Genomic DNA, 13,239 nt, shown 5'->3' with positions numbered 1-13,239 from the left:
GGATGGAAAAATAATAATGTCTACAACCGTTAAGGAACCTCCAGCCACAACGCACAAGCATCGGCGCACAAAGCGCGAGGCACACGAAGCCCGCACCGGCTGGCTCTTCATGGCCCCGTTTGCTGCACTCTTCACGTTTATCTTCGTTATCCCAATCTTCGTCTCCATCTACAAGGCCTTCTTCCAGACCCGCGTGGTCGGCGGCGGCGCCTTCGGCGGCGGCGATTCTCAGCAGGTCTTCGTCGGGTTTGACAACTTCGCCTACGTCGTCGGCTCCGACGTGTTCTGGGCCGGCATCGGACGAGTCATCCTCTACACCCTCTTCCAGGTACCGATCATGATCGGCCTGGCCCTGGTCCTGGCTCTCCTCATCGACTCCCTGATCCTCCGCCACGTCACCATCTACCGGCTGTCCTACTTCCTGCCCTACGCCGTTCCCGGCGTCGTGGCCGCCATCATCTGGATGTACATCTACACCCCGACAGTCTCGCCCCTGAACTCACTGTTTGATGCGATCGGCGTGGAATTCCCGATCGACTTCTTCTCCAGCAACGTCATTCTCGCCTCCATGGCGAACATGACCACGTGGACGTTCGCTGGTTACAACATGCTCATCTTCCTCGCAGCCCTGCAGGCCATCCCGCGCGACCTGTACGAAGCAGCCCGTGTCGACGGCGCATCATCCTGGCAGATCGTGCGCCACATCAAGATCCCCATGGTGCGCGGAGCAGCGTTGCTCGCCATCCTGTTGTCGATCGTCGGCACCATTCAGCTCTACAACGAGCCCGCCGTCCTTGCCACGAAGAACACCTGGATGGGCCAGGCTTACACGCCGCTGATGATGGCGCTGAACACGGCCAAGGGATACATCACGCCCTCGGGTGACGGCCCCGCGTCCGCCATCGCGATCATGATGGCGATCATCGCCGGTGTCCTCGCCGTGATCTACTTCCTGACGGATCGGAAGGTGAATGGAAATGACTAAGACAGCCGCGCTCCCCGACGGGCGAACCTACACCCCTTCAATCGAGGGCGTCCCCACCCGCACCTTCGCACCGAAGATCACCTCGAAGGTCATCGCCGCCCTGTTCATGATCATCTTCCTCCTGTACTTCATCTTCCCGATTTACTGGATGATCGTCGCCTCCACGAAGACGAACTCCGAGCTGACCACCACGTTCGGCCTGTGGTTCGCCTCCCACAACGACACGACGGCGAGCCCGTCACTGCCCGCCGCCATCTCCGCCAACTATGACTCGCTCGTGGGCTGGACCCAGGGCCTGCTGTGGCGGTGGATCGGCAACTCCTTCATCTACTCCACGGTTGCGGCGCTCATCGGCACCATCACCTCGGTGATGGCCGGCTACGCGCTCGCAAAGTTCAACTTCCCGTTCAAGAACGCCGCGCTCGGCACCATCATGGCCGGCCTGCTCATGCCGGTGGCCCTGCTCTCGGTGCCGATCTACATCATGTTCTTGAACCTTGGCTTGGACAACACGATGCTGTCGATCATCATCCCCTGCGCGGTTTCACCCTTCGGCGTGTTCCTTGGCAGGGTCTACGTCCAGTCATCGGTGCCCACCGAACTGATCGAGGCGGCCCGCATCGACGGCGCCGGCGAGGGACGCATCTTCTTCACGATGGTGCTGCGCATCCTGGCCCCGGCGATGGTGACGATCTTCCTGTTCATCTTCGTGGCAACCTGGAATAACTTCATCCTGCCGCAGTTGATGATCTCCTCCCAGGAACTCAAGCCCATCACCCTCGGTCTGTACGGCATGGCCTCGTACTTCAACCCGCAGTATGGTCCGATGATGATGGCCTCCCTGCTGGGCGTCGTCCCGCTGATCATCCTGTTCCTTGCACTGCAGCGCTACTGGCAGTCCGGTCTGTCGGCCGGCGCGGTCAAGGGCTGATCACCACCCACCTACTACTACCTCACGGAGAAACCATGTCACACGGCCGCTTCACCATGCCGACCGAAGAAAACTTCTTCGAAGAATCTAAGAAACTCGCCGAACTTTGGGGCGCTGACGCCGTCCGCAACTCAGACGGCACGCAGCTTGACCATGACGTCCTGGACTTGGGCAAGCGCGTCTACTCGGCCTACTTCCCCACCCGTGGCCATAACGAGTTTATGGTCGGCAGAATGAGGTACGTCCCGCAGGTCTACCTGCTCTCGGAGCGCACCCTTGCCGAGGGCGAATCCGTCACCATCCCGCTGCTGGCCACCTACTTTGAAGAGCAGCTCCAGGTCAATCACGACGACGACCCGGCCCAGTACTGGGAGGTCATTGACCGCACGTCCGGCGAGACCCTGCCCACGGCGTCGTGGAGCTACGACGCCACCACGGACTGCGTCACGATCACCGGGGCCACCTCGATGCACGAGTACACCGTGACGTTCCTCGCCTACGTCATCTGGGATCCGGTCCAGATGTACAACCACATCACGAACGATTGGGGGGACAAGGAGCACGAGATCGCCTTCGATCCGCGCCACCCGGAGGTCCGTGACTTCATGTACGAGACCCTGGAGAAATGGTTGGCGGACAACCCGCACGTCGACGTCGTCCGCTTCACCACGTTCTTCTACCAGTTCACGCTGATCTTCAACAACCTTCGGCGCGAGAAGATCGTGGACTGGACGGGATTCCAAGTCACCGTTTCGGCTCAGGCGCTGGCTGACTTCGAGAAACAGTACGGCTACCGGATGCGCCCGGAGGACTTCGTCGACGCCGGTAGCTACGGCTCGTCGTTCGTCAACCCCGGCAAGCCGCAGCGCGACTGGCTGGACTTCACCTTCCACTCGGTCCAGCACATGATTAAGCACATGGTCGATCTGACCCACGCCGCTGGCAAGGAAGCCATGATGTTCCTTGGCGACCAGTGGATCGGCACCGAGCCGTATTCGAAGGAATACCCGGACCTGGGCATGGACGCGATCGTGGGTTCGGTGGGCGACGGCACCACCACCCGCATGATCGCGGACATCAAGGGCGTGCGATACCACGAAGGTCGCTTCCTTCCCTACTTCTTCCCGGACAGCTTCTACGACGGGGCAGACCCCTCGATTGAGGCGTGGGACAATTGGCGCAAGGCCCGCCGCGCAATCCTGCGCTCCCCGCTGGAGCGCATGGGTTACGGCGGCTACCTGTCGCTGGCGAACAAGTTCCCGACCTTCGTGGAGGCCGTGGCCCACATTGCCGACGAGTTCCGCGACATCTACGACCGCTCGGGCGGCGTGGGCGCGCAGCCTCAGTTAACCGTCGCGTTCCTTGACGCGTGGGGCGAGCAGCGCTCCTGGCAGGGTTTCACTGTCGCGCACGCGCTGCCGAACAAGTACAACCGCAACTACTACGGCATCCTCGAGGCAATCTCGGGTATGCGCGTGAACGTCCGGTTCATCTCGTTCGCGGACGTGCTCGAGGGCGGCGTGCCCGACGACGTCGACGTCATTATCAACGCCGGCCCCGCCGCCACCTCCTACTCGGGCGGCGACGCCTGGGCCAACCCCGCCCTCGTCTCCGCGATCCGCGCGTGGGTGCGCAGCGGCAAGGGCTTCGTGGGCGTCGGCCAGCCCACCGCGATCGACCGGCAGGGCCGCTTCTTCCAGCTGGCCGACGTGCTGGGCGTGGACGAGGAGATCTACCGCTCGCTCAACGTGGACAAGTACTGGCCCGAGCCCACCGAGGATCACTTCATCACGGCGGAGTTCGAAGCCCCGCTCGATTTCGGTGAGACGATCACGAACACGTTCCCGATCTCCCAGGACACGGCCGTGTTGCGCGCCGAAGGCGGCGAGGTCCAGCTGGCCGCCAACGATTACGGGAAGGGCCGCGGCGTGTACCTGTCTGGCCTGCCCTACTCAGCCACGAACGCCCGCCTGCTCGAGCGCATCCTGTTCTGGGTTGCCGGCGCGGAGGAGCACTACGCCGAATGGTCGAGCTCCAACCCCGACTGCGAAGTGGCCTACTTCCCCGCAAGCCGGTGCTACGCCGTCGTGAACAACACCGGCCAGCCGCAGGCAACCACCGTGGCGCTGCCAGGCGGGGAGCGCGTGGACGTGGAGCTGGAGGGCTCGGGCATCCTGTGGAAGGACTACGAGGACTGATGGGCGCCAAGGAACTCAAGCCCGACGTGCTGGAGCAGGTGCTGGGTCACTTCGACATCGGCGAGGTGACCCACCTGGAGCCGTGGGGCGACGGGCACATCAACGACACCTACCGGGTGGAAGCCGGCCGTGGGGTGTTCATCCTGCAACGCCTCAACACGGAGATCTTCCGCGACCCGGCCAGCCTCATGCGCAACATCGACCTCGTAACGCGCTTCGTGGCCGCCAAGGGACGCGAGACCCTGACCGTGATCCCCACGGTCGAGGGCGAGCTGTTTCACGACGCCGGGGCGCACGGCGCGTACAGGCTGTACGTCTTTATCCCGCACACGGTGTCGTACTCGGTGGTGGACGACCCGGGCGTGACGCGGGCCGCCGGCGCGGCATTCGGCCAGTTTCAAAAGGACCTCGCCGATTTTGATGCCACCCAGCTTGCCGAGACGATCCCGCACTTCCACGACACGCCACGCCGGTTCGCGAACCTCGCGGCGGCCGTGGAGGCCGACATCGCCGGCCGGGCCGAGAGCGCGCGGGCCGAGATCGCCGATTACATGCGGCGCGAACTCGACTGCTTCGTGGTGACCGACCGGCTCAGCACCGGTAAACTGCCCTACCGGGTGACGCACAACGACACGAAGATCAACAACATCCTGTTCGACGCCACCACGCACGAGGCGCGGGCCATCATCGACCTCGACACCGTGATGCCCGGCTCGATGCTGTACGACTTCGGCGACGCACTGCGCACCGGGGCCGCCACCACGGACGAGGACGACCCCGAGCCGGCCAACATGGGGATCAACCTCGAGCTATTCGAGGCGTACTGCCGCGGATTCGTCAGCACCCTGGGCGACGCGATCACGGAGAAAGAATCCGAGCTGCTAGCCTTCTCCGTCAAGCTCCTCACCCTTGAATGCGGCATGCGATTCCTCACCGACTACCTTGAAGGCGACGTGTACTTCGCAACGAAGCACCCCACTCACAACCTGGAGCGGGCCCGCACCCAACTGGCGCTGGTAGCCGACATCGAAAAGAAGATGGATGAAATGAATGCGATCGTGCGCCGCGCGCTAGAAAGCGAGGAAGAACAATGACTCTGCGCCGCGTGTATGAAGCGATCGACGCCCTAGTCGACTACGCCCGGGCCCACCTCGAGCTCGGGGCGGCCAACGAGGACTGGGCGCGCAACCAGATCTTTGGCATGTTCGGGCTCAACTCCTACGAGCCGACCGGGGCGCGCGGGGCCGAGCACGTGCGGCCCGACGCGTTGCTGGCCGAGTTCGCGGGGGCGCTGGCCGCCGAGGGTCTCATCGAGGACTACCAGGCCGACGCCGTCTGCGACCAGGCGATGGGCTACCTCACACTCATCCCCTCCCAGCTACAGGAGCGCTTCGCGCAAGTGCGCGACGCCGAAGGCGGGGACGCCGCGATGGCGTGGCTCTACGAGTACTCGATCCGCTCGAACTACGTGCGCCGGGCGGTGCTTGACCGCAACCCGCGCTTCGAAACCCGCGGCCTGATCGTCACGATCAACAAGGCCAAGCCCGAGTTCAAAGACCCGAAGAAAGCGGCGGCGGGAAACGCGGTGGCCGGCGGCTACCCACGCTGCTCGATCTGCCATGAGAACGAGGGCTTCGCGGGCCGGGCCAAGTTCACGCTCCGCACGGTGCCGCTGAAAATGGGCACGGAGGACTGGTTCTGGCAGTTCTCCCCCTACGGCTACCTCGACGAGCACGGCATCGCGGTCAACACCCTTCACACCCCGATGCACGTGGACGCCGACGCCTTCCGTCAGCTCATCTCCTTCGTCGACCAGTACCCCTCGCTGTTCATCGGCTGCAACGCGGCACTGCCCCGGATCGGCGGCTCGGTGCTCGGCCACGACCACTACCAGGGCGGCGGGGAGCTCCTGCCGATGCACACCGCGAAGACGTGGAAGGAAGTCCAAGACCCGGACCATCCGGATGCCGGGGTGGAGATCCTCGACTGGCACAACACCGCCATTCGGGTGGTCAGCCCGGACGCGGAGACCGTGGTAGCCGTCTGCGAGAAGATCCACGACGCATGGGTGTCCTACTCCAATCCGGAGCTAGGAATAATCGCCCGCGATGATGAGGGCGTTCATTCCGCCACCTCCCCCACGGTGATTCGCACCGAACGCGGATACGAAATGTCCCTCATCTTGCGGTCGAATGTTACGACCGAGGAGTTCCCGGCGGGTGTGTTTCACGCCCACCCAGAATTCCATGCGGTCAAGCAGGAATCCATCGGCCTCATCGAGGCCCAGGGCTTGTTCATCCTGCCCGGCCGCCTCGACTCGGAGCTGGCGCTGATCGCGGACGCGATCGAATCCGGCGCCGACCTCCCAGCCGACCTCGAACCGTTCCGCCTTCTGTTCGACGAGACGAAGGAGGCCCTGTCCGGTTCCACCGACCGCGCCGCAATCGACGCCGCCATCCGCGACGAGCTAGGCAGCATCTGCGAGCGCATCCTCGATAACACGGCAGTGTTCAAGCACAAGGAGCAGACCTTGGCCTGGCTCCTCGACCATGGCTTCGAGGAGCGATAGGTCTCGAAGCACATCCCATGAGGTTTAGCCTGGCGATCACGCCGGCCGCTCGCGTCTGTGCCCCTATGTCACTTCGATGTTGCACAGGGGCACAGACGTAACTGGCCACGGCGGACCGTCGTCACTGTCGACGACCAACCATTATCGTTAAGACCAACCAACCACATCGAGCAAAGGAGCACATGTGATAGGCACAAGCAGATCATGGTCTAGGCGAGCTATCGCCGCAGTGTCGGCTGCACTCGTCGTCGTGGCGGGAGGCGGTTTCGGTACCCTCACTGCCCCACCCGCAACCGCCGACACAACCGACACCTTCATCGGCGGCCCCGACCAGTTGTACGTCGGGTATGCGGATTCGGAGGAAACTCAGGAGCCCAACGGCAACGGTCCCGCCGCTAAGGCGATTGACGGGGTTGCGACCACCTACTGGCACACCAACTGGTCGGTGGGCAATACCGAGACCCCCGGCCCCCACTGGATCTCCGTGGGCACATTCCCAGGTGCGCAGATCGCCGACTGTTCTTTCACGGGCATCGAGTACACCCAGCGGCAGGGCAGCAGTGGAACCGGTAAACACAACGGCATCGTCGGCAACTACGAGATCCATGTCTCGGATAGCCCCATCGAGGATGGCGCCGGCTTCACCGACACCACCCGGGTCGCTAGCGGCACCTTCGAGAACACGGACTCAGCGCAGGTCGTCCGCTTTGAGGGGCCCGCAACCGGCAAGTTCGTCACCCTGAAGGCGCTCTCCGCGCTCGTCAACAGCCAGAACCTGACGTCCGTGGGCGACATTCGCCTCATCGGCTCCTGCCACACCGAGGCCGGCGCCACCATCGTGACCCCCACCGCGCCTATCCAGAGCGAGAACGGTGCGAGCATCACTGTGCCGACCATCGCCGGGGTCGACTACAAGATCAACGGCGCGATCGTCACGGGCGACGTCACCCTCAACAACGGCGCCACCACCGTAACCGCCACCCCTCGAGATGGCTACACGTTCTTCGGCGACCAGTCCGTTAGCTACGACTTCAGCTACGAGGGCATGCCCATCCCGGCCACCATCCCCTCCCTGACCGGACAGTTTGCACGTTCCGAGGGCACCTGGACTGCCACGCAGGACGTGACAGTCGTTCGCCCCGACACCTTCGCCAGCAGCGCCCAGCTTCTCGTCGACGAACTCAATGCCTACACCAACGGCGACTCCGTCACGGGAACAACTAACGGGACAGGGATCGAGATCGTCATCGACGACACCCACAAGGAAAGCCTCGGCGAGGAGGGCTACACCCTTTCCATCCAACCAGCGGGCGTCACGATCACGGCCGCCACAGCGCGCGGGGCATTCTGGGGAACCCGCACGCTGTCCCAAATGCTCCGCCAGAGTCTGACCCTTCCCGCCGGATCGGTGACGGACACACCCACCTACAAGGAGCGCGGCGTCACGCTGTGCGCCTGCCAGATCAACTTCTCCACCGAGTGGATCGAGCGTTTCCTCAATGAGATGGCTGACCTCAAGCTCAACTCCATCCTCATGGAGATGAAACTTAAGTCGGACGCCTACCCGGCCGCGAACACGTTCTCGTACTACTCGCGCGAGGACGTGAAGGCATTTGTTGAGAAGGCCGACTCCTACGGCATCGACGTGATCCCCGAGATCAACTCCCCCGGCCACATGAACATCTGGCTGGAGAACCTCCCCCAGTTCCAACTGAAGGACCAAGCCGGCAACGGTAGCGTCGATCGCCTCGATATCACGAACCCGCAAGCCGTGGAGTTCTACAAGACACTCATCGACGAGTACGACGGCGTCTTCTCCACCAACTACTGGCACATGGGCGCCGACGAGTACCTCATGGGGGCAAGCTACGCCACCTACCCACAACTGGCCCGCTACGCCAGGGAGGTCACCGGCAATAGTCAGGCTACCGGCGCCGACGCCTTCACCTATTTCATCAACGACATCAACAGCTATGTCAAGGCCAAAGGCAAGACGCTGCGCATCTGGAACGACGGAATCGTCGCCACCCACGCCGTCACGCTCGACAAGGACATCGTAGTCGAGCACTGGCTCGGATCTGGACGCTCAGCCAACGAGCTTGCTAACGACGGCTACCGGCTGGTCAACGCGAACCTCAAACTCTACTTCGCCAGGGCCACCCCCTACCCCATCCAGGCAAACGGTCCGGCCTTCTTGTACAACGACCCGAACTTCGACGTCAACATCTTCCAGGGCCGCGACGGCGTCGTGTCTAAGACCGACAACATCCTCGGCGCCAAGCTCTCGATCTGGCCCGACAACGGCGTCAAGCAAACCGAAAACGAGGTCGAACTCGACGTCTACGAGGCGATGCGCTACATCGCACAGATCACGTGGAGCGGAGGAAACCCCTCCGATAACCCGACCTACGCGGACTTCAAGGCGAAGCGCGTCGACAAGATCGAACGTTCGCCCATGTGGGAGAACATCAACCGCAAGCCGCTTGAGGACGGCGTCTACACGATCTCTCAGCCGGCCGGCAAGTCCCTCCAACTCGCGGGTAACGCCTCGCTCGGGGACGGAGACGAATGGACGCTGACCTCCACGCCGGACCACTACTACCAGTTGAAGAACATGGCGACCAACCAGTGTCTGTCGGTTGTCTCCGGTTACAAGCACCTCTCCACGGTGACCCAGGTTGGCGCGCGCCCCGAGGCCCGTCCCTGCGTGGACGTGTCCAAGATCTACACGGGCAACCAGGCCGGTAACAGCGGCTACGCCGAGCGCAACCCGCAAAAGTGGATGCTGCTCACAACTGGCGACGGTTCCTTCGAGATCGTCAACGCCGTGACCCTCCAACGCCTGGCAGTCGCCACCGGCGCCGAGGAGCACATCGATTTCGTCGAGTTCAACGGGACCAAGAAGGACACCAAGCCCGCTGCCGGCGAAATCGTCCAGCTGCCCGGCGACATGACGGACGACGTGTGGAAGATCGAGCCCTCAACGCGCACCTTCACCGCAACCGTCGCCGCCAACCCCCTCACCGCCTACCCCTCCGCCGACGACGCCGGGGCGGCCACCATGACCGTGACGATCACCAACCGCACGGACGCCAACCTCACCAAAGTCGTCGTGAAGCCTCCCGTGAAGAACGGCTGGCTCATCACCCCCGGCGCTCAGACCATCGACACCATCGGCGCCGGCGAAGCGAAGGACGTGACCTTCAAGGTCAAGCCTGACTGGTATCGAGGCGAAGCGGAGTTCGTCTTCAACGTCACCGCCGGCGAGCAGAGCGCGAACGTCCGCGCCACTATCTCGGCAGTCTGCGGATTGCCAACATCTCCGACGGCGGTGGGCGCATCCTCGGAGGAGCTGACTGGCGAGCGAGCCCCCAACGGGCCTAAGGAGGCAGCCGTTGACGGCAACCCCGCCACCTTCTGGCACACCGCGTGGCAGAACTCGCACCCCGATTACCCCCACTACATCGACCTGCAAGTTGGCGAGGACGGGGTAGACCTGTGCGGCTTCGTCTACACCCCGAGGCAGGGTCAGGTCAACGGTCGCGTCAAGGACTACGAGATCTACGCGGCCAACGAGATGCCATCCGACCCGGCAGGTTGGGGCGAACCGGTCGCAAGGGGATCCTTCGAGGACTCCACCAAGAGCCAATTGGTCTCGCTTGACGGCGTTAAGGCCAAGTACCTCCGGTTCCAAGGCCTCAACGCTCAGCCGAGCGTCACAGACGCAACCGTCATGTCTGCCGGCGAGCTTCAGGTCATTCGGGGCACGGGCGCACCGAAGACCCTCGTTGAGCCCGCGGAGCCGACCTACGACGGCCTGAGCTACACCATCCCCGCCACCGAGGGCGTCACCTACCTCGTCGACGGCGCGCCCGTGACGCCGGGCAGCCACGAAGGACAAGCCGGTTCGACGCTCGTCGTGACCGCCGAGCCCGCTGACGGCTACTACTTCAGCGACTCCTTCTACGACAACGACGGCAAGTTCATCCCGTGGGTTCACACCTTCGAAACGTTGATCGTCCCGGACGAGCCGACCTGGGACGATGAGAACCTGACCATCACCGTTCCCGAGTCGGAGTACGTCGACTACCTTCTTGGATCGACGCTCCTCTCCCCCGGAACTCACTCTGTCGAGCCGGGCTACGTCGCGCAGATGAGCGCGCAGCTCAAGGACGGACTCGCGGACGGCATCACACTTGATCCCCAGGCGCAGACCACGTGGACACACCAGTTCCCCGACAAGGCCATCGTTCCGGACGAGCCCGCCGATCCGGTGTGCGAGACGATCGACAGGCCGTCAACCCCGGCGAAGGCCACTGATCGACTCGGCGAAGCAAGCGGCGATCGCTTCGCGGACCTGTGGGCGATCGACGCCGACGGTCATCTCCGGTTCTACCCGAGCCTCGGAAACGGCAAGTTCGCTGGCAAGGGTGTCGTGTCCTGCGACGCTCAGAACTTCGCCTCCATGGCTCCGATCCCGGATATGAACGGCGACGGGCGCGCGGACATGCTCGTGACTCTCGACGACGGGCGTGCCTTCTTCTACAACTCGCAAGGCGATGGCTTTCTCACCCGCGGGCAGCAGGCAGGCCACGGCTGGTCGAACCTGGACAACCTCGCCTACGTCGGCAGGATCGGTTCGTCGCGAAGCGAGTTCGTCGTGGCACGTCACGTTCCCAGCGGGGATCTGTACCGCTACGTGCTCACCCCCTCGGGTATGCACTCAGGGACGAAGATTGGCCACTCGTGGGGAGACATGCGCTCTATCATGTCAGCCGGAGATCTCACCGGCGACGGCGTATCGGATGTCATCGCGACAGGACGCGACGGCGGCCTCTACCTCTACGCCGGCTCCTCCGATGGCTACATCAGCCTCGCGGATCGCATCGGTCACGGGTGGGATGCCTTCACCCACGTGACCGTTCCCGGCGACACGGACGGTGATGGGCGCCTGGACCTCGTCGGCATCCGAAACGATGGCAAGCTCTTCAGCTACCACAACACCGGTAGTGGTTGGGGCCCAGCGAAGGAGGCGGGCCATGGGTGGAGTTCGATCGCGATGATCGGATAGATGCCTCGCCGGCCGGCCCCCGCGGGGGCCGGCCGGCGCCCCCTTTGCACATGCAACACTAATCCAGCACTATTTCCCGCTTTCTGCGTGCGTCACCCCTGGGCGAACACGCGGGCCACATCGGGGTTGCGCGCGATGTAGGCATCCAGGACCTCACGAGCCACATCGATCGAGTCAACAAGCGGGTGACTGGCCAACGCCTTCCACGCGATCTCCCGATCCCCCTTGAGCGCAGCCTCGATGACCAACTCCTCGCACGCCTTCACCGAGGTCATCAACCCAAGTTCGGGCCCCGTCACCGGCTCCGGACGCCGGGGGTGAATACCGTTCGCATCCACGACACACGGAACCTCTACCACGGCGTCGGCCCGAAGCTCGGGCACGAGCAACCCCCGGCCGGACTCGTCGTCGGAATTACCCACGCCAAGGATCATCTGGAACTGGGAGGTCGCGCCGTTGCTCAGCGCGTTCATCAACTCCAGAGCGACGCGCGGATAGCCGCCGATGTCGATCCCCTCCTCGGGACGTCCCTCACCCGCCTCGCGCGCCTCGGCCATGTACGTAGCGTCACGCTCGGCGTCGGCGGCACGCCACACCTCGCCCGCCCGGCCCGGATTCGCCTCCGCTGACTCGTAGAAGCGCCCCTGCTGCTTAACGAGGAACTCGCCACGAGTCTGACCGTGGCGCAAACGCTGCACGATTTCCCGATTCTTGTAGTAGTAATACAGGTACTCGTTGGGCATGTGCCCAAGCGCACGAATCCAGTCCGCGCCGATGACCTGGGTTTCCTCCATCCGGGCCAGAAGAGAATCGTCTGCTAGGAGGCGTGGCAGGTGGTCAACGCCATTCGACGTCATCGAGCGCAGCCAGCCGAGGTGGTTGAGGCCGACGTAGTCGTAGGTGGTCGTGGATTCCTCCAGGCCAAGCACGTGAATTGCCCGGCGCACCAGCCCGATCGGGGTGTCACAAATACTCACAACGCGCGGGTAAATCGTCCGCATCGCCTGCGTGATGACACCAGCCGGGTTCGTGAAGTTCAGGACCCAGGCGCTGGGCGCGAGCTCGGCGACCGCGCGGGCGAGGCGGAGGGCCTCCGGGATTTGACGGAACGCGTAGGCGTAGCCGGCGACTCCCACCGTCTCCTGGCCGAGTACGCCGCGGCACAGCGCCTCCCGCTCATCGATCACGCGCCCGCATGCCCCTGAGACGCGCATCGCGGAAAAGACGTAGTCCGCGCCGCGGACGGCATCCGATAGCGACGTCGTCGTGGTCACGGACCCGATCGCCTCCGCCAGTCCCAGCTGGACCAGGACGTTGCGCATAATGGCAAGGCGGGCGGGGTCGATGTCGTACAGGCATAGCTCGTCCAGGTGCACCGGAGAGTCCTCCTGGAACACGGATGCCACGTGCGGGACGCGGAAGCCGCCCCCGCCGATCAACGTCAGTTTCATGATGCCTTCCTTTCGGATCCAAGCCTAGCGAGCT

7 protein-coding genes are annotated in these 13,239 nt (G+C 63.7%); 6 read left to right on the top strand and 1 reads right to left on the bottom strand.

Annotation, left to right across the window (positions count from 1 at the left end):
* Positions 1-16: 16 nt before the first annotated feature.
* The 6 genes from QPC17_RS09305 to QPC17_RS09280 all read left to right on the top strand — a co-directional run bounded on the left by QPC17_RS09305 (position 17) and on the right by QPC17_RS09280 (position 11,754).
* Positions 17-985, top strand: coding sequence for a carbohydrate ABC transporter permease (locus QPC17_RS09305; RefSeq protein ID WP_062612730.1), 969 nt, complete (start codon positions 17-19; stop codon positions 983-985).
* Positions 978-1,916, top strand: coding sequence for a carbohydrate ABC transporter permease (locus QPC17_RS09300; protein WP_285347279.1), 939 nt, complete (start codon positions 978-980; stop codon positions 1,914-1,916). Before QPC17_RS09305 ends, QPC17_RS09300 begins: the two co-directional genes overlap by 8 nt.
* A gap of 35 nt (positions 1,917-1,951) precedes the next feature.
* Positions 1,952-4,114, top strand: a complete 2,163-nt coding sequence (gene gnpA / locus QPC17_RS09295; protein WP_285347278.1) for a 1,3-beta-galactosyl-N-acetylhexosamine phosphorylase — start codon at positions 1,952-1,954, stop codon at positions 4,112-4,114.
* On the top strand, positions 4,114-5,208 hold the full coding sequence (locus tag QPC17_RS09290) for a phosphotransferase enzyme family protein (protein WP_068538883.1): 1,095 nt from the start codon (positions 4,114-4,116) through the stop codon (positions 5,206-5,208). The genes gnpA and QPC17_RS09290 overlap by 1 nt, the downstream gene beginning before the upstream one ends.
* Positions 5,205-6,683, top strand: coding sequence for a galactose-1-phosphate uridylyltransferase (locus tag QPC17_RS09285; RefSeq protein WP_285347277.1), 1,479 nt, complete (start codon positions 5,205-5,207; stop codon positions 6,681-6,683). The genes QPC17_RS09290 and QPC17_RS09285 overlap by 4 nt, the downstream gene beginning before the upstream one ends.
* 229 nt (positions 6,684-6,912) lie before the next feature.
* Entirely contained in the window at positions 6,913-11,754 is a 4,842-nt protein-coding gene (locus QPC17_RS09280; protein WP_285347276.1) for a family 20 glycosylhydrolase, read from the top strand.
* Positions 11,755-11,846: 92 nt separating this feature from the next.
* Here QPC17_RS09280 and QPC17_RS09275 read toward each other — a convergent pair whose 3' ends face one another.
* On the bottom strand, positions 11,847-13,205 hold the full coding sequence (locus tag QPC17_RS09275) for a family 4 glycosyl hydrolase (protein ID WP_276787477.1): 1,359 nt from the start codon (positions 13,203-13,205) through the stop codon (positions 11,847-11,849).
* Positions 13,206-13,239: the final 34 nt, after the last annotated feature.

The sequence above is a fragment of the Trueperella bernardiae genome, from assembly GCF_030246965.1.
Classification (GTDB): Bacteria; Actinomycetota; Actinomycetes; order Actinomycetales; family Actinomycetaceae; genus Trueperella; species Trueperella bernardiae.
Note: the sequence above shows the minus strand (reverse complement) of the source record. Positions and strands in the feature narration are given on the sequence as shown.

Bases quoted from the DNA above. Each gene is read 5' to 3' on its own strand.
- QPC17_RS09305 (WP_062612730.1), top strand. From the start codon at position 17: ATGTCTACAACCGTTAAGGAACCTCCAGCCACAACGCACAAGCATCGG.
- QPC17_RS09300 (WP_285347279.1), top strand. From the start codon at position 978: ATGACTAAGACAGCCGCGCTCCCCGACGGGCGAACCTACACCCCTTCA.
- gnpA (WP_285347278.1), top strand. From the start codon at position 1,952: ATGTCACACGGCCGCTTCACCATGCCGACCGAAGAAAACTTCTTCGAA.
- QPC17_RS09290 (WP_068538883.1), top strand. From the start codon at position 4,114: ATGGGCGCCAAGGAACTCAAGCCCGACGTGCTGGAGCAGGTGCTGGGT.
- QPC17_RS09285 (WP_285347277.1), top strand. From the start codon at position 5,205: ATGACTCTGCGCCGCGTGTATGAAGCGATCGACGCCCTAGTCGACTAC.
- QPC17_RS09275 (WP_276787477.1), bottom strand. From the start codon at position 13,205: ATGAAACTGACGTTGATCGGCGGGGGCGGCTTCCGCGTCCCGCACGTG.